General features: G+C 63.2%; 18 protein-coding genes. 6 read left to right on the top strand and 12 right to left on the bottom strand.

Going from position 1 to position 17001, the window contains the following annotated elements; translation table 11 throughout:
• Window positions 1-106 precede the first annotated feature (106 nt).
• Entirely contained in the window at window positions 107-1609 is a 1503-nt protein-coding gene (locus QM609_RS28230; protein ID WP_003940890.1) for a sensor histidine kinase, read from the bottom strand.
• A gap of 8 nt (window positions 1610-1617) precedes the next feature.
• Window positions 1618-1833: a biotin/lipoyl-binding carrier protein gene (locus tag QM609_RS28225; protein ID WP_007731208.1), complete on the bottom strand. Its 216-nt coding sequence runs from the start codon at window positions 1831-1833 to the stop codon at window positions 1618-1620.
• Window positions 1834-1969: 136 nt separating this feature from the next.
• On the opposite strand from QM609_RS28225, the gene QM609_RS29325 reads away from it, so the two are divergent.
• Complete coding sequence (locus QM609_RS29325) at window positions 1970-2044, top strand: 50S ribosomal protein bL37 (RefSeq protein ID WP_022597109.1); 75 nt, start codon at window positions 1970-1972, stop codon at window positions 2042-2044.
• Window positions 2045-2146: 102 nt separating this feature from the next.
• Here QM609_RS29325 and rsrA read toward each other — a convergent pair whose 3' ends face one another.
• Together rsrA and QM609_RS28215 are read right to left on the bottom strand one after the other, a co-directional pair.
• Entirely contained in the window at window positions 2147-2428 is a 282-nt protein-coding gene (gene rsrA, locus QM609_RS28220; RefSeq protein WP_003940722.1) for a mycothiol system anti-sigma-R factor, read from the bottom strand.
• Complete coding sequence (locus QM609_RS28215; protein ID WP_042922166.1) at window positions 2425-3123, bottom strand: sigma-70 family RNA polymerase sigma factor; 699 nt, start codon at window positions 3121-3123, stop codon at window positions 2425-2427. The genes rsrA and QM609_RS28215 overlap by 4 nt, the downstream gene beginning before the upstream one ends.
• A 207-nt stretch (window positions 3124-3330) precedes the next feature.
• Here QM609_RS28215 and ybaK point away from each other — a divergent pair, with 207 nt between their 5' ends.
• Complete coding sequence (gene ybaK / locus QM609_RS28210; protein ID WP_047271686.1) at window positions 3331-3825, top strand: Cys-tRNA(Pro) deacylase; 495 nt, start codon at window positions 3331-3333, stop codon at window positions 3823-3825.
• A 24-nt stretch (window positions 3826-3849) separates the two neighbouring features.
• Window positions 3850-4563, top strand: a complete 714-nt coding sequence (locus QM609_RS28205) for an SIMPL domain-containing protein (protein ID WP_021332569.1) — start codon at window positions 3850-3852, stop codon at window positions 4561-4563.
• Between the two features lie 3 nt (window positions 4564-4566).
• On the opposite strand, the gene QM609_RS28200 is transcribed toward QM609_RS28205, so the two are convergent.
• Window positions 4567-5319 (bottom strand): SOS response-associated peptidase, encoded by a 753-nt coding sequence (locus QM609_RS28200; RefSeq protein ID WP_020969226.1) that lies wholly within the window; start codon window positions 5317-5319, stop codon window positions 4567-4569.
• Between the two features lie 49 nt (window positions 5320-5368).
• On the opposite strand from QM609_RS28200, the gene aroA reads away from it, so the two are divergent.
• Both aroA and rsgA read left to right on the top strand, forming a co-directional pair.
• Window positions 5369-6682 (top strand): 3-phosphoshikimate 1-carboxyvinyltransferase, encoded by a 1314-nt coding sequence (gene aroA, locus QM609_RS28195; protein ID WP_042922161.1) that lies wholly within the window; start codon window positions 5369-5371, stop codon window positions 6680-6682.
• Window positions 6631-7668 (top strand): ribosome small subunit-dependent GTPase A, encoded by a 1038-nt coding sequence (rsgA, locus tag QM609_RS28190; protein WP_007731200.1) that lies wholly within the window; start codon window positions 6631-6633, stop codon window positions 7666-7668. The genes aroA and rsgA overlap by 52 nt, the downstream gene beginning before the upstream one ends.
• 98 nt (window positions 7669-7766) lie before the next feature.
• Here the strand turns inward: rsgA and QM609_RS28185 are convergent, their stop codons facing one another.
• The 6 genes from QM609_RS28185 to QM609_RS28160 form a co-directional block, all read right to left on the bottom strand.
• Window positions 7767-9008, bottom strand: coding sequence for a fatty acid desaturase family protein (locus QM609_RS28185; RefSeq protein ID WP_283337633.1), 1242 nt, complete (start codon window positions 9006-9008; stop codon window positions 7767-7769).
• A 138-nt stretch (window positions 9009-9146) separates the two neighbouring features.
• A complete protein-coding gene (locus tag QM609_RS28180; protein ID WP_003940901.1) occupies window positions 9147-10409 on the bottom strand; it encodes a fatty acid desaturase family protein in 1263 nt (420 codons plus the stop codon).
• Between the two features lie 24 nt (window positions 10410-10433).
• Window positions 10434-11552, bottom strand: coding sequence for a ferredoxin reductase (locus QM609_RS28175; RefSeq protein WP_003940928.1), 1119 nt, complete (start codon window positions 11550-11552; stop codon window positions 10434-10436).
• Between the two features lie 92 nt (window positions 11553-11644).
• Window positions 11645-12145 (bottom strand): DUF6912 family protein, encoded by a 501-nt coding sequence (locus tag QM609_RS28170; protein ID WP_030535010.1) that lies wholly within the window; start codon window positions 12143-12145, stop codon window positions 11645-11647.
• A 23-nt stretch (window positions 12146-12168) separates the two neighbouring features.
• Window positions 12169-13578 carry a WS/DGAT/MGAT family O-acyltransferase gene (locus tag QM609_RS28165; protein WP_007731194.1) on the bottom strand — a complete coding sequence of 470 codons (1410 nt, stop codon included), beginning with the start codon at window positions 13576-13578 and terminating at the stop codon, window positions 12169-12171.
• A complete protein-coding gene (locus QM609_RS28160; RefSeq protein WP_003940859.1) occupies window positions 13572-13997 on the bottom strand; it encodes an HAD-IA family hydrolase in 426 nt (141 codons plus the stop codon). Before QM609_RS28160 ends, QM609_RS28165 begins: the two co-directional genes overlap by 7 nt.
• A gap of 130 nt (window positions 13998-14127) precedes the next feature.
• Between QM609_RS28160 and QM609_RS28155 the strand changes: the two genes are divergently transcribed.
• On the top strand, window positions 14128-14646 hold the full coding sequence (locus QM609_RS28155) for an Rv3235 family protein (RefSeq protein ID WP_228402140.1): 519 nt from the start codon (window positions 14128-14130) through the stop codon (window positions 14644-14646).
• A gap of 36 nt (window positions 14647-14682) precedes the next feature.
• Here QM609_RS28155 and secA read toward each other — a convergent pair.
• Window positions 14683-17001: preprotein translocase subunit SecA (secA, locus tag QM609_RS28150; protein ID WP_283337632.1), on the bottom strand; the 2319-nt coding region annotated here is incomplete at its 5' end.

Here is a 17001-nt window from a genome sequence, read left to right as displayed (position 1 = left end):
GTTCGACTCGCGGCGGAGAACAGCCCCTCTGCACAGTCGAAGACGACAGCCCGGCACCACATGGTGCCGGGCTTTTTGTCTGCTCGAATCGCTAACGCGGCTCGAATCAGTAACGCGCAGAACGTCTACCGAGCGGCACACGCAGAACCGCGTCGGTACCGCCTCCGCTTCCCGGGTGCAGTCCGAGCGAGCCACCGAGTTCGGCGCCCAGCAAAGTCCGCACGATCTGGAGTCCGAGGCGATCGGATTTCTCGAGGTCGAAGTTCTCCGGCAGGCCGCGCCCGTTGTCGTGGATGATCACGTCCAACCAGCGTGCAGAACGCTCGGCACTGAGTGTGACCGTGCCGGTCACACCCGGATCGAAAGCGTGCTCGATCGCGTTCTGCACCAACTCCGTCAGCACCATGACCAGCGGGGTGGCGCGCTCGGCGGAGAACACTCCGAAACTGCCCTCACGCCGAATCGTCACCGGCACACCTACTCCCGCGACATCGGAGAGCATGGGAACCAACCGGTCGATCACCTCGTCGAGATCCACCTCTTCGTCCACCGACATCGACAAGGTGTCGTGAACGAGGGCGATGGACGTCACGCGTCTCACCGACTCTGTCAACGCTTGTCGCGCTTCGTCGTTGCCGGTTCGCCTGGCCTGTAGACGCAGAAGCGCCGCGACGGTTTGCAGATTGTTCTTCACTCGATGGTGAATCTCGCGGATGGTTGCGTCCTTGCTCAGGAGAGCGCGATCACGACGCTTGACCTCGGTGACGTCGCGGACGACGACCGCAGCACCGACATGCCGGCCGCCAGGCTTGAGAACCAGGGCCCGCAGCAGAACGGTCGCCCCGCGCGCCTCGATCTCCATACGGCGACCGGGCTTGTCCGCCAACGTATCTCGGATGTATCCCGCAGCTTCCTGAGACTCGAACGGGTCGGTGACCAACGAACGGGTCAGCGCTGCGAGGTCTTGGCCCACCAGATCCGAACTCAGACCCATCCGGTGATAGGCCGAGAGCGCGTTCGGGCTGGCATAGACGACTGTGCCTTCGGTATCGAGACGGATGAAGCCGTCGCCCGCACGTGGGCTCGAGTTCGTGTCGGAGCGCGATTCTCGGATCGGGAAGGTTCCGTCGCTGATCATCTGACACAGGTCTTCGGCGCAATCGAGATACGCGAGTTCGAGCGGACTCTGCGCTCGCTGGTGCGACAGGTTGGTGTCGCGGCTCAGAACAGCGATGACTCGCCCGTCCAGACGCACCGGAACGGCTTCCCGACGCGGCGGCATTCCTTCACGCCACGTCTCGTCTTCCCCGCGCACGACGCGGCCCTCCACGAGAGCGCGAAGAACCTGCGGGTGCTCGGACTCGGAAACGACCGTTCCGACCGCATCCTCCGGAAAAGCCGTCGATGCCGTTGTCGGCCGGCAATGCGCGACGCAGATGACCGTCCCCTCGGATCGGTTCTTCTCCGATTCGGTGCCCACCCACAAGAGAACGTCGGCAAAGGAGAGGTCGGCGAGCAGTTGCCACTCCCCCACGACGCGCTGGAGATGGTCGACCGCCGCACCGGGAAGGTCGGTGTGTTCGGCGAGGAGGTCGCTGAGAGTGGACATCGTCCGGCTTAGGAGATCACGGCGATCAGATCGCCTTGCTGAATCACGTCGCCGACCTTGACGCCCACCGTCGTCACCGTTCCCGGAACCTCGGCCAGGACGGGAATCTCCATCTTCATGGATTCGAGGATGACCAGGGTGTCGCCGTCCGCAACGACGTCTCCCTCGCTCACGACGACCTGGTAGACCGTCGAAACCATCTCGGCGCGCACGTCTTCTGCCATCGTGAACCTCACTTCTGTCGGAACTGCACTCTGACCACGAAAATACGTCGACGGATCACTCGATCGACCTGCCAATGGAACCACACCGGCATCGGCGTGAAACAATGACGCGAAAGAAACAGAAGGGAGACCAATCATGGGTAAGCGTGGTCGTAAGAAGCGCAGCCGTAAGGGCAACGCCGCTAACCATGGCAAGCGTCCAAACGCCTGACATGTAGCGCAACAAAACGTCCGAGGGGCGGGGAAGCATTGCTTCCCCGCCCCTCGGCGTTACTGCCTTCCGACTGCTGCCGCTCAGATCTTCGCTGACGGGCTAGCTGTCGGTTTCGGTAGTCGTTATGACGATGGTCCGACGCAACTCGACGGTGAGCCTCTGACGCAGGCTTTCCGGCGCATGGTCTCCGCCGCACTTACGGTTGATCAGGCTCTTGACCTTCTCTTCGATCCCGTAGGCCTCGAGGCACGATCCACAATCGTCGATATGACGCTGCAGGCGAGCACGACTTGAATCGTCGCATTCACCGTCGAGCATCAACCAGACGTCGGCGATGACTGCCGAGCAGTCGAGCCTTTCGAATTCGTCCTGCTCACTCATCGTGTGACACCTTCCGTCTCGGTGGCTGCGACTGTGGCTGTGTCGACCGCGCCGTCCCGATTGAATCCCCGGTCTTTTGCGACATCGGCCAAAAGACCACGCAATTGCTTGCGACCACGGTGCAGTCGCGACATCACCGTTCCGATGGGTGTGCCCATGATCTCCGCGATCTCCTTGTACGGGAATCCTTCGACATCGGCGTAGTACACGGCCATACGGAATTCCTCGGGAAGCGACTGCAGCGCCGCCTTGATGTCGTCGTCAGGCAACGCGTCGAGCGCCTCCACCTCGGCCGATCGCAGCCCCGTCGAAGTGTGCTCGGCGGTGGCGGCCAACTGCCAGTCGGTGATCTCGTCCGTCGGATACTGCGCGGGTTGGCGCTGCTTCTTGCGGTACGAGTTGATGTAGGTGTTCGTGAGAATCCGGTACAGCCAGGCTTTCAGGTTGGTACCGGCACGGAACGAACGGAAAGCGGTGTACGCCTTGACGTACGTCTCCTGCACGAGATCCTCGGCATCAGCCGGATTCCGCGTCATGCGCAGGGCAGCGCCGTACAACTGGTCGAGCAGCGGGAGCGCGTCGCGCTCGAACCGGGCAATCAACTCATCCGCAGTTTCGGGCGTTTCGGACACTGCGCCGTCGATAGGTTCAGCTACCCCTGACGGTTCGTCCTTGGGCCGGTCGTGTTCCAGCACTCTGATCCCTTCACTAGCCGTAGGGATCAAGGTTACCGCCAACTGAAGATCCGACCCACGGGCCGGTGGTGGCTCACACACAGCCAGCACGGTCGCTCCTTCGCTTCTCGGGACAAGTTTCATCAACTGGTACCAACACGGGAGTCAGCGACTCTGTTCCCGGCCTGGTCGAATGCACCTGTCGGCGATCCACATAGGGTGTTCCACATGGCCGGAACAGCGACCCCTGCGACCGTACTTCTCGACAAGTCGAAGACACCGCACCGCGTCCACAGCTACGACCACGATCCTCGCGCCGAATCTTTCGGCGACGAGGCGGTCACTGCACTGGCAGAGTCGACAGGCGTTGAGGCCGCCCAGATCTTCAAGACCTTGGTCGTCAAACTCGACACCGGCAAGCTCGCCGTCGCGGTCCTGCCGGTCCCGGACAAGCTCTCGCTCAAAGCTGCAGCCGCTGCCCTCGGTGCGAGCAAAGCCGTCATGGCCGATCGCGCCGAAGCCGAGCGCTCGAGCGGCTACGTCTTCGGCGGTATCTCACCGCTCGGCCAGCGCAAGAAACTGCCGACAGTGATCGATGCGTCGGCGCTCGACTGGGACCGCATTCTCTGCAGCGCCGGCCGACGCGGGCTCGAAATCGAGCTGGCTCCGACGGACCTCACGCAGCTCAGTGGCGCGGTCACGGCGCAAATCACGGCGGGCTGAGTATCCGGTCGCTACGGTCTCACCATGCGACCACACCTGAAAACTCTTGCACTGACCGCTGCAGCGGCAGCCCTCACCGTCTCGCTGACGGCCTGCGGGAGTTCGGACAATGCCGCCAAGGAAGTCACGGTAGTCGGATCAGGGCAGGTCCGCGGGGCGCCGGACATCCTCAATGCCGACATCGGCATCGAGGTGGTTGCCCCGGATGTATCGGGAGCGGTCTCGGAGGCGAATGACAAGGCCCGTCAGATGATCGACGCGATAGTCGCCGCCGGGGTTGCCCCCGAGGACGTGCAGACAAGCGATCTGTCCGTCCAGCCGCAGTACGACGCCAGCGGCGGACCGTTCGTCGGCGGCAACGTGACCGGCTACCGGGCGACCAACTCGGTACGAATCGTCGTCCGCGATCTCGACAAGGCCTCTTCTGTCCTGGACGCCGGCATCGCGGCGGGCGGAAACGCGGCACGGCTCGGTAACGTCGCCTTCGCCATCGACGACGACTCTCAGCTTCTGGCCGACGCTCGCACCCGTGCCTTCGAGGACGCGAAGAACCGTGCCGAGCAGTACGCGGATCTGTCCGGGACGTCGCTCGAAAACGTCGTGACCATCACCGAGGCACACGACACGAGTGGCGGTCAGACCATGCGCGCTCCCGACGCCTCGATGTCCGACATGGTTCTCGCCCCGGGAACCCAGCAGGTCTCGTTCGAAGTGACCGTCACCTGGGCTCTCGGCTGACTGCTAGAGCAGGCTGATCTGCTCGCCGGCACGGTCGACGTCCGGCTCGATCAACTCGTGCCCGTTGTTCTTGACACTGTTGACCAGCGGCCGGACTCGATCGACGTCGATCCGCTCGAAGAGGTCCGGTACCGGTTCGAGCAGAGCCGAATCGACGGTGTTGTCGGGATCGAGCCACGCCTCCCAGCGGTCACGAGGCAGGGCGAGGGGCATGCGGTCGTGAACCTGCTCGAGGTGACCGAGAGAGTCGACCGTGACGATCGAGCAGCTCAGAACGGGGCTCGCGTTCTCGACCCTCGGGTCCCGCCAGGCAGACCACACGCCCGCCATGAACAGCCGTGATCCGTCGTCGGGGTGCATGTAGTAAGGAATCTTCGCTGCCTTCTTCCCGCCGGTGGCCTCGGTCTGCCACTCGTACCACCCGTCCATGGGGACCAGGCAACGCTTGAACTTGAAGGCGGTCCGAAACGCCGGCTTCTCCGCCAGCGAGTCGGCGCGGGCGTTGAACAGGACCGGGCCTTTGCCCAGTTCCTTGGTCCACGACGGCACCAATCCCCACCGCATCCGCCGAATCCTCTTGGTCGGATCGCTGTCGGGGTTCTCCCGATCGTGGCGTTCGACGACGGTCAACACCTCGGTCGTGGGGGCCACGTTGTAATCGGCTTCGACGGGCGCCGAGTGGTCGGTCTCGTCGAGCGCGTCGAGTTCCACCGCCAGGGTGGCCGGGTCCGCTGTGGTCGCATACCTTCCGCACATGACACCCAGGGTGGCACGGTTTCGACCATTCCCCCACCGATGAGAGAAGATGGACCATGTGAGTCTGAGTCTGTGGAGCGCCCCGAGGGCCCAAGCACCCGTCGATGCAGTGGTGACGCTGCCCGGATCCAAGTCCATCACCAATCGAGCTCTGATTCTGGCCGCACTTGCGGATGGCCCGTCCACGATCACCGGTGCACTCCGCAGCCGTGACGCCGACCTGATGATCGCAGCTCTGCGTGACCTCGGCATCGGCGTCGAGGAAGCCGGTGATGCGACCACGCTTCGCATCACCCCTGGACCCCTGCGCGGCGGCGAGGTCGACTGCGGCCTGGCCGGCACCGTGATGCGCTTCCTGCCGCCACTCGCCGCGATGGCCGACGGCATCGTCCACTTCGACGGCGACGAGCAAGCACGCACACGACCGCTCGGCACCATCTTGGAAGCACTGCGCGGTCTCGGCGCTCGGATCGAGGGTGACGCACTCCCGTTCACCGTCACCGGAACCGGATCCCTACGCGGCGGGACGGTCACCATCGATGCATCCGGTTCGTCGCAGTTCGTCTCCGGTCTCCTGCTCTCGGCTGCTGCGTTCGAAGAGGGTGTCACCGTTCACCACGACGGCAAGCCCGTCCCGTCCATGCCACACATCGACATGACCGTCGAGATGCTCCGCGAGGCCGGAGTTTCCGTGACGACGCCAGCCACGGGCGGTGACGCGGACACCTGGCGTGTGGCACCGGGGCCGGTGCGCGCCGTGGACTGGGCGATCGAACCCGATCTCTCCAACGCCACACCGTTCCTGGCCGCTGCCGCAGTGACCGGCGGAACCGTCAGCGTCCCGATGTGGCCGTCGTCGACGACGCAACCCGGCGACGCGATCCGCGGGATCCTCGCCTCGATGGGGGCCGACGTCACTCTCGCCGATGGTGTCCTGACCGTCCGCGGCCCGGAGAAACTGCGCGGCATCGACATCGACCTCCACGACGTGGGAGAGCTGACCCCCACCGTGGCGGCCCTGGCCGCTCTCGCCGAGGGCACCTCGCATCTACGAGGAATCGCGCACCTGCGCGGGCACGAGACAGACCGTCTCGCCGCCCTCGCCGACGAGATCAACAAACTCGGCGGCTCCGTCACCGAAACCGATGACGGCCTGACGATCGTTCCCGCGGAACTCCATGGTGGACAATGGCTCTCGTATGCCGACCACCGCATGGCAACAGCCGGCGCCATCATCGGCCTGGTCGTCGACGGTGTCGAGGTCGACGATGTCGGAACCACGGCCAAGACACTGCCGGGCTTCGAGAACATGTGGATCGACATGCTCGAGAGTTCGCCGGCGACACCGAAGGCAAGCTTCTGAGTCCGCGGCAGTACGACGAGTCCGACGTCCGGGTACGCCCCGGGCGCGGATCCCGCCCCCGTACGAAGACTCGGCCCGAACATCTCTCGGCCGAATCGGGGATGGTGGTGTCGAAGGATCGTGGCCGTTGGGGTTGCGTCCTCGGCGGCGATCCCGACCGGCTGATCGTCACGATGCGCGCCCGCGAACTTGGCCGAACCCCCATCGTCGTCGGCGATCAGGTGGACATAGTCGGCGATCTGTCGGGCAAAACCGACACCCTGGCGCGCATTGTCCGGGTCTCCGAGCGTTCGACGGTTCTACGACGGACCGCCGACGACACCGATCCCTTCGAACGTATCGTCGTCGCGAACGCGGAGCAGTTACTCATCGTCGTGGCACTCGCCGATCCCCCACCGCGCACCGGCTTCGTCGAGCGCGCACTGGTCGCCGCCTACGTGGGTGGCCTGACGCCGATCGTCTGCCTGACCAAGAGCGACCTCGAACCGCCGGAGGAATTCGCGAGCACGTTCGCCGACCTCGACATCCAAGTGGTCGTCGCCGGTCGCGACGATCCCCTGGACGAACTGACGCAGATCCTCGAGCACAAGTTGACCGCCCTGATCGGACATTCCGGCGTCGGAAAGTCGACACTGGTCAATCGCCTTGTCCCCGATGCCAATCGAGCGGTCGGCATCGTATCCGGCGTCGGCAAGGGCCGGCACACGTCGACGCAATCGGTGGCACTCCCTCTCGCCGGTGGCGGCTGGGTGATCGACACCCCGGGCATCCGTTCGTTCGGTCTGGCGCACATCTCGCCCGAGAACGTGGTGGCGGCGTTCTCGGATCTCGCTGCGGCGATCGAGGATTGCCCGCGCGGATGCACGCACCTCGGACCGCCGGCAGATCCCGAATGCAAGCTCGACCTGCTGGAGGGCAAATCAGCTCGACGCGTCGTCGCTGTGCGACAACTGCTGGAAGCGATCAAGTCCAACGATCAGTACTGAGCGCCCCCGAGCGACGTTCCGGGCGAGAACAGCAAAGCGGCCCGACACCATCGAATGGTGTCGGGCCGCTTGCTGTCTACGGTCAGCGCAGTCGACGATCAGCGCAGGCCGAGGAGGCTGCGCAGCTTTCCGCTCTTGCGCTTACGTGCGATGGCGCTCTTGAGGCCACTGCGACGCCCGGTCACGGGATCGACAGTCGAGGTCAGTTCGCCGTCGAACATCCGCTCCGACGCCGTCTCGGGCGCATTGTCGACGGTGTCCTTGAGGTACTTGTTGGGCAGCGACAGCTTGGCGATGGTTCGCCAGGACTTGGCGTACTGCACGGCAAGCGGGCCCGTCGTGTACGGCAAGTCGTACTTGTCCGCGAGCTGACGCACCGTGACCGCGATGTCCTTGTAGCGGTTGCTGGGCAGATCGGGGAACAGGTGGTGCTCGATCTGGTAGCTCAGGTTGCCCGTCATGAAGTCCATGAGCGCGCTGCCCTCGATGTTGGCGCTGCCGAGCATCTGACGCAGGTACCACTGAGCCTCCGTTTCCTTGTCGATGTCTTCCTTGGTGAACTTCTCGGCACCGTCCGGGAAGTGGCCGCAGAAGATGACCGCGTTGGTCCACACGTTCCGCAAAGTGTTGGCGGTGAAGTTGGCCGACAACGTGCTCTTCCACGCCGGGCCGGTGATGGCCGGGTAGATGACGTAGTCGCGCAGGACCTGCTTGCCGATCTTCTCGCCGACCTCACGGAGCTTGCGCTGCGTCTCTTCCTTGTCGGCGCGGCCCTTGGCCACCTTGCCGAGCTCGAGGTGCTGAGCGGCGATGCCGTACTCGAAGAACAGCGCGAGCAGCGTGTTGTACACCAGGTTGCCGGCGTTGAAGGGCTTCCAGCGCTGATCGCGGGTGACGCGGAGGAGTCCGTATCCGACGTCGTCGTCCATTCCGAGGACGTTGGTGTACTTGTGATGCAGGTAGTTGTGGGTCTGCTTCCAGTGCGCAGACGGGCCGGTGACGTCCCACTCCCACGAGGTGGAGTGGATCTCCGGGTCGTTCATCCAGTCCCACTGCCCGTGCATCACGTTGTGCCCGAGTTCCATGTTCTCGATGATCTTCGAGAGCGTCAGCAGGCCAACTCCGGCGAGCCACGCCGGACGACGACGGCTGGCGAAAAGCACTGCGCGGCCGCCGATTTCGAGCGAACGCTGCAGACGAATGACGTTGCGCACGTATCGCGCATCCTTCTCGCCGCGCGACTCCTCGATGTCGCGACGAATCGCGTCGAGTTCGCGGCCGAGCGCTTCGATGTCGGCGTCCGTGAGATGTGCGTATTCCTTGACATCTGCAATCGCCATGGAAAGCCTCCTACCAGTGAGTTAGGCGCAAAGTAGTAAGTGCAGAACGATCATCGATTCGAATCGTTCAGATCAACTGCACCTACTGTAGCGTAACTTACGGCACCGTAGGTTAGGTTTTTCCCGATGTAACCTATATCACTTCCGGCGCTTCGGCATGCGGGAACGGGCCTGCGACTTGAGTGCGGTCAACAAACCGAGACGCTTACCGGTGATCGGATCGGTACGAAGGTCCTCGACCATCGCCATGGCTGCGTCCCGGAATCCCGAGTCGCGGAACCGCAGTTCCGAAGACGTTTCCGGAGCATTGTCCGAGGTTGCCGTCAGCCACTTGTCCGGCAAAGCCAACTTGTGGATGGTGCGCAGAGCCAGAAGATACTGCTTGAAGAGCGAACCGGTGGTGTACGGGAGATCGAACTTCTCGCACAATGCACGCATCTTCACAGCGATTTCGGGATAGCGGTTGCTCGGCAGATCGGGAAACACGTGATGCTCGATCTGGTAGCTCAGATTGCCGCTCATGAGTCCCATGAGCTTGCCGGAATTGAAGTTCGCGCTACCGAGCATCTGGCGCAGGTACCACTCGTGACGAGTCTCCTGCTCGAATTCGGCAACCGTGAACTTCTCGGCACCGTCCGGGAAATGGCCACAGAAGATGACGACGTACGCCCACAGGTTGCGCACGAGGTTCGCGGTCGCATTGGCCGACATGGTCGACTTCCACGCCGGCCCCGTCAGCGCCGGGAACAAGATGAAGTCCTTGCCCACCTGACGAAAGATCTTGCGCGCGAAGTCTTTGTTCGCCTGCGAGTTCAGCTGCCCCTTTTCCGCGCCCTCCAACTCGGCTGCCGCCGTGAGGTCGTGCAGCGCGATGCCCCACTCGAACGTGGCCGCCAAGATCACGTTGGCGATCGGCTGGAAGAGGTTGATCGGCTTCCACGGCTCGTCACGAGTCATACGCAGAATCCCGAAACCGAGATCCTCGTCCATACCGACGACGTTGGTGTACGTGTGGTGCTGGTAGTTGTGGGCGCGCTTCCAATGCTCGGAAGGACCGGTCTGATCCCACTCCCACGAGACGGAGTGAATCTCGGGATCGTTCATCCAGTCCCATTGCCCGTGCATGACGTTATGCCCGAGCTCCATGTTCTCGATGATCTTCGACAGGCTCAGCAGGGTCGTGCCGACCAACCATGCCGGTCGGTACCGACTGCCGAACAATGCGATACGCCCGCCGAGCTCCAACGCCCGCTGGACGCGAATGACGCGACGAATGTAGCGGGCGTCCCGGATCCCACGAGAGTCTTCGATGTCGAGTCGAATCTGATCGAGTTCACGTCCGAGAGCTTCGACATCGGCCTCGGTGAGGTGCGAAAACTCTTTGATATCGGTGATGGCCACCGTGGTCCTCCGTGTGCCTAGAAGCTATGCGTCCAGCGTACAGTCGCCGGCGGCGGCGGAGATGCACGTCTGGATGCGCTCGCCCTCCGCGTGCTGTTTTCCCGAGCGTAGGTCGATCGCGTGGCCGGCGACGAGAGGTACGACACACGTCTGGCAGATGCCCATGCGGCAACCGAACGGCATCAAGGCACCGGACTGCTCGCCTGCCTCCAGAAGCGTCGTCGCACCGTCGACGGTGATCGTCTTACCCGACTTCTCGAACGTGACCGTGCCACCGTCGGCCGAAGCATCGATGCGCGATACGGCGAACCGCTCCATGTGGAGTCGATCCTCGATGCCTTCCGCCTTCCAGACGTCTTCGAGCTCGTCGAGCAACGGTAGGGGTCCGCACGCCCAGGTGTGGCGCTCGCGCCAGTCGGGGCAGACCGTGTCGAGAGAACTGAGTTTGAACTTTCCGTCACGTCGCGTGAGTTGAACGTGGCTCACGAAGTCCTCGTGCTCGGCGTGCAGTGCTGTGAGTTCGTCGGCGAACATCACGTCGGATTCCGTTGGAGCCGAGTGGATGTGCATGACGTCGGGCAATTGACCGCGCCGGTTCATCGTCCGCAACATGCCCATGACCGGAGTGATGCCACTGCCGGCGGTGATGAACAGGATCTTCTCCGGTGGCGGATCCGGCAACGCGAAGTTGCCCGAAGGCGTGGCCAGTCGAACGATGGTTCCCGACGGCACGGCCCCGCTGACGAGGTGGCTCGAGAGAAAGCCCTCGGGCATGGCCTTGACCGCGATGGAAATGCGCTTGTTCTCCCAGTTGGGAGGCGAGGTAAGTGAGTACGACCGCCAATGCCAACGGCCGTCGATATGCAGACCGATGCCGATGTACTGCCCCGGCTGGTAGTTGAAGTCGAATCCCCAACCCGGCTTGATGACGATGGTCGCCGAGTCCGTGGTCTCGGGCCGGACTTCGACGATCTGGCCGCGCAGCTCGCGGGCCGACCACAACGGATTCGCGAGGTGCAGATAGTCGTCGGGAAGCAATGGTGTGGTCAGCCGAGCCGCCGCACCGCGAAGCAGATTGAGCTTCGACCGCGCTGCCGGAACTACCGACGCTGCCGGTGCCTCGATCCAGTCCTTCAGACCCATCAGACCTCCACCTCTCACCTTCCGAACCCACTGCCTACGGTACCGTAGGTTATCAGGTTACGGTACCGTAGGTTACTTCACGGTAAGCACATTCACAGCAGGTCGAGCAAGAACGGCAACTCCTGCGCGGCGTACCACGCCAACTCGTGGTCCTCCGCATCACCGAGCGTGAACTCGGCATCGGCGTCACCGAGATCCGCCGCGTCGACTATGCCAGCAGCGCGCTCGATGTCCGATTCTGCCTGTTCGAGGTCGACATGCACAGATGCAACCTGAGCCATCGTGACAGGGCCCGCCAATCGGACTACCGAATCGTCGAGATCGGGCCGTAACTTCACATCGGCATCGTCGACGTCGGCGGCAACGACAGCACGCCGGAAGGTGACGTCACCCTCGGTTCCGGCGATCAGTCGCAGCGACGCACGCGCAGCCTCACCCATGGCGACCTCGGCCAACTCGTCGTCGTCCCCCGCCGCGTACGACTCACGCAGAGTCGGGGTGACCGCAAAAGCCGTCCGGCTCATCGGGTCGAACTCCTGATCTGCGACCAACTGCTGCAAAATCTCGACCGTCGCCGGTACGTACACCCTCATGAGACCACCTTCATGCTCGTTCGTCACCGACTCGCATCCGTCAATTCCTCGAGTGACTCGAAGATCAGCGAACGAACGACGTCGACGTCCGACATCGCGTCACGGTCGGCATTCAAACCGTAGTAGACATTTCCGTCGTACGACGTCAGGGCGATGCTGAGTGTCTGATTCTTGAGCAGTGGCGACACGGGATACATCTCGAGCATCCGAGCACCACCGAGGTAAAGCGGAAATTGCGGCCCTGGCGCATTGGTGATCATCAAGTTGAACATTCGCTGCGACAGACTACTGGCCGCGCGGGAGCTCATCGCATGCAGCGTCGCCGGCGCAAACCCGGACATTCGCACCATCGTCTGCGCGGTGACCCGCCGACCCTGACGCGCGAATGCCTCCGTCGCATGGGCCACGTGCGAGAGCCGAACCACCGCGTTGGGTTCACCGACAGGCAGGTCGATGAGGAACGAGGAAACATGTCCGGGCGCTTGCGGATCGTCGACGTCAGGACTCTCCGGGCCGTCGGTGTAGACCGACATGGGCACCATCGCTCGCACGATGGTCGCCTCGGTCACCGGTTCACCGCGCGAGAGCAACCAGTTCCGCATCGCACCTGCGATGACGGTCAGAATCACGTCGTTGATCTCGCACCCGTACCGCGCACGAATGCGTCGATAGTCCTCCAGAGACGTCTTGGCCACCGCAAGGCGCCGATTGCGCGAAATGGTGGCGTTGAGCGGGCTCGACGGGGCTACCTGCGTCGCCGTTCGAACCACTTCCGCGAGTTTCCCGAGTGCACTCACAGCCTCGGTGACGGATGTGGTCACGTCGTTGAACGCTGCACGCGCCCGTGCGATCCCCTCCCCCGGGCTCGTCACGAGATCCGCCAGTGCACTGACCAACAAGCTGGTATCGCTCGGCGGCCTGGCGGGCATCCACAATTCTTCGGGGCCTGGCGCTCGATTCTTCTCCGGATCGAAGATCACCTGACTGATCTCTGGAGCCGCCTCGCCGTCCACCAACGACGAATGAGACTTCGTGAAGATGGCAAATCTGTTTCTGGTCAGCCCCTCGACCAGGTACATCTCCCACAACGGCCTCGTGCTGTCGAGTGGTCTCGACGTCAGCCGCGCGATCAGATCCATCAGCTGTTCGTCGGAACCCGGTTTGGGCAGAGCAGATCGGCGAACGTGATAGGTGATGTCGAAATCCGAGTCGTCCACCCATACCGGGCGGGCCAGACCGAACGCCACCTCGCGAACTCTCTGTCGGTACCGCGGAACCGATCCGAGCCGCTCTTCGACAAGTCGAAGCAACTCCTCGTGATCGATCCCGTTTCGCAGTTGCCTGAAGATCCCCAACGAGCCGACATGCATCGGCGTCGTCCCGGCTTCGAGGAAGTAGAAAGCGGCATCCTGAGTCGTCAGTCTGTTCACCATGGCTTCGTGTCCCCTCCTTCGCCGAGATCGAACAGAATCGACAACTCCTCGATGGTCGATTCCGAGCCGACGTGATGGACCCCGACCATCCCGACGGCCACAGCCGCCCGGACGTTGATTTCGAGATCATCCACGAAAACGAAATCCTCCGGCTCGACGCCCAAACGACTCGCTGCCAACAGATAGATCTCGGCGTCGGGCTTTGCCATCTCGACATCACCGGACAAGATCACGTCGTCGACCAAGACCCCGTCGCCGAGATCCCGCAACCACTGAGCACTGGCGCCGCCGGGATCGTTGCTGACGATTCCCGTCACGATTCCGCGGGCCTTCACCGCGCGCACGACCGCGCTCAAGCCGTCGAGATCCGATCCCGGACCGAACAGCACGCCACCGACATCCAACAGAAGTCCCCGCACGCCATCACCCTAAGTCGCGATGGTGATCACGGCGACATCTCGAGCGATTCGTGTCATGCTTCTCACCATCGCTCGGGGGAGCGAAGTCCGAGACAGCTGTCTCGGACGCAGGATCATCCGGGGGGATGTCATGGAGCAGGACTGCAAGATCGTTCTCGAGCCGGCGCCGCAATTCGAGCCTCACCCGCATACCGTCGTGCTGTCGCGGCCACAGTGCCGGCCAGACCGAACGCAGTGCCGAACAGACCGGATGCTGCGTCGCCCGCGAAAGACGCCACACAACGGAACGTCGCCCAGTACCGGGTTCACTCACGCTCCGGAACCGCGGCTGGTAGGTGCCGACATCTTCTGGAACCGATCACTACGTCTGGTTCTCGAAACCGTCGACCGACGACGAAATCCACGGCAACTCAAGGGCGTGTTGACGCCGTCCGTCCTGGAAGTTGTTGCGAGACTTTACACTTCGGATTTCTCGGCCCGGAAGCTGGGCGGCGCGGCCGTTCACCGCACCCACGTTCAAGCAGTGTCGGAGAGTACCGCCGAAGTCTGTGCGACGTACACACGAGGCACGCAGACTTTTGCCGTCGCAGGCCGGATCGACCACACAGACGAAACAGGCTGGACGGTCACCGCACTACACGTGGTGTGACCGTCCAGCCTGCCGAGTACTGACTGCGCTAATACCTCAGCGCTTGCGCTTGGACTTCGGAGCTCGATTGCTCTTCGACTGCGTCCGTGCGGCTTCACGACGTTCGCGACGAGAGGCGGCACCGTCGCCGGTGTCGGCAGCCGAGTCACGTGTTGCCTTCGCCTTGCCGTCCTCGTCCGGGCCGGTGTACGTCAGACGCGACGGACCTTCGTCGTCAAGTCCCTTGGCGCGCAACGCCGTCGGGGCAGCAGTTCCGGCAGTCCTGGCCGCAGCTTCCTGCGTGGGGAGCGGCTTGGGCGCCGTGGCGGACGCCGCGGCGGCAGAGCCCGCGGTGACGGAAATTCCGCTCGCGGGCTGCGCCGGAGCTGCCTCGACCTGCAGGTTGAAGAGGAATCCGACGGACTCTTCCTTCAATCCGTCGAGCATGCCGATGAACATGTCGTAACCCTCGCGCTGGTACTCGACCAGCGGATCGCGCTGGGCCATCGCGCGCAGACCGATTCCCTCCTTGAGGTAATCCATCTCGTAGAGATGCTCACGCCACTTACGGTCCAGGACCGAGAGGAAGACACGACGCTCGAGTTCACGCATACCGTTTTCGCCGGCGATCGCATCGATCTCGGCTTCGCGCTTCTTGTACGCCGCGTGGGCGTCTTCGAGCAAAGCGGTTCGCAGGTCGTCACGGCTCAGGTCACTGTTGATGCCTGCGCCGTCCTCCCCTGCCAACGTCTTGTGATCGATGCCGACCGGGTACAGCGTCTTCAGCGCCGTCCACAGCTGCTCGAGATCCCAGTCCTCGACGTATCCCTCGGCGGTGGCACCGTCGACGTAGGCGGTGACCACGTCAGTGATCATCTGCTCGACCTGGCCTTCCATGTCCTCACCCTCGAGGATCTGGCGGCGCTCCTTGTAGATGACCGTTCGCTGCTGGTTCATGACCTCGTCGTACTTGAGGACATTCTTGCGAATTTCGAAGTTCTGCTGCTCCACCTGGGTCTGAGCGCTCTTGATGGCCTTCGAGACCATTTTGGCTTCGATCGGGACGTCGTCGGGCAGGTTCAGGCGCGTCATGATCGACTCGAGTGCCGAACCGTTGAAACGGCGCATGAGCTCGTCACCGAGCGAGAGGTAGAACCGCGATTCGCCGGGATCACCCTGACGTCCGGAACGACCACGCAACTGGTTGTCGATTCGGCGCGATTCGTGACGCTCGGTGCCCAGGACGTACAGGCCGCCGGCATCGCGGACCTTCTCGGCGTCTGCCTTGACCTCAGCCTTGACCTCGTCCAGGACTGCGTCCCAAGCCGCCTCGTACTCGTCCGGCGTCGTGACCGGGTCGAGGCCCTTCTTGCGCAGCGCGATGTCCGCGATGATGTCCGGGTTACCACCGAGCACGACGTCGGTACCGCGGCCGGCCATGTTGGTCGCGACGGTGACCGCGCCGGAGCGACCGGCCTCGGCGATGATGGTCGCTTCCTTCTCGTGGAACTTGGCGTTGAGGACGTTGTGGGCAACGCCGCGCTTGGTGAACTGCTTGGACAGGTACTCCGAGCGCTCGACGCTGGTGGTACCGATCAGGACGGGCTGGCCGTTCTCGTGGCGCTCGACGACGTCGTCAACCACCGCGTCGAACTTGGCTTCCTCGGTCTTGTAGATGAGGTCACCGTTGTCGACTCGGACCATCGGACGGTTGGTCGGGATCGGGATCACACCGAGCGTGTAAGTCTGGTGAAGCTCGGCAGCTTCCGTCTCGGCGGTACCCGTCATGCCCGACAACTTGTCGTACAGACGGAAGTAGTTCTGCAGGGTGATGGTGGCAAGGGTCTGGTTCTCCGCCTTGATCTCCACCTTCTCCTTGGCCTCGATCGCCTGGTGCATGCCCTCGTTGTAGCGGCGGCCGACCAGCACGCGGCCGGTGAACTCGTCGACGATGATGACCTCACCGTCGCGGACGATGTAGTCCTTGTCCTTGGTGTAGAGCTCCTTGGCCTTGATCGCGTTGTTCAAGTAGCTCACCAGCGGCGAATTCGCGGCTTCGTACAGGTTGTCGATACCGAGCTGGTCCTCGACCAGTTCGACGCCCGCCTCGTGCACACCGATGGTGCGCTTGCGGATGTCGACCTCGTAGTGAACGTCCTTCTTCAGCAGCGGCGCGATGCGCGCGAACTCGCTGTACCACTTGCTGGAGCCGTCGGCCGGGCCCGAGATGATGAGGGGGGTTCGGGCTTCGTCGATGAGGATCGAGTCGACCTCGTCCACGATGGCAAACGCATGGCCACGCTGGACCAGGTCGTCCAGCGAGTGCGTCATGTTGTCGCGCAGGTAGTCGAAGCCGAACTCGTTGTTGGTGCCGTA

Origin of the sequence: Rhodococcus sp. IEGM 1302 (genome assembly GCF_030056935.1) — a bacterium.
GTDB classification, from domain to species: domain Bacteria; phylum Actinomycetota; class Actinomycetes; order Mycobacteriales; family Mycobacteriaceae; genus Rhodococcus_F; species Rhodococcus_F qingshengii.
This window is presented reverse-complemented; position numbering and strand designations above follow the sequence as displayed.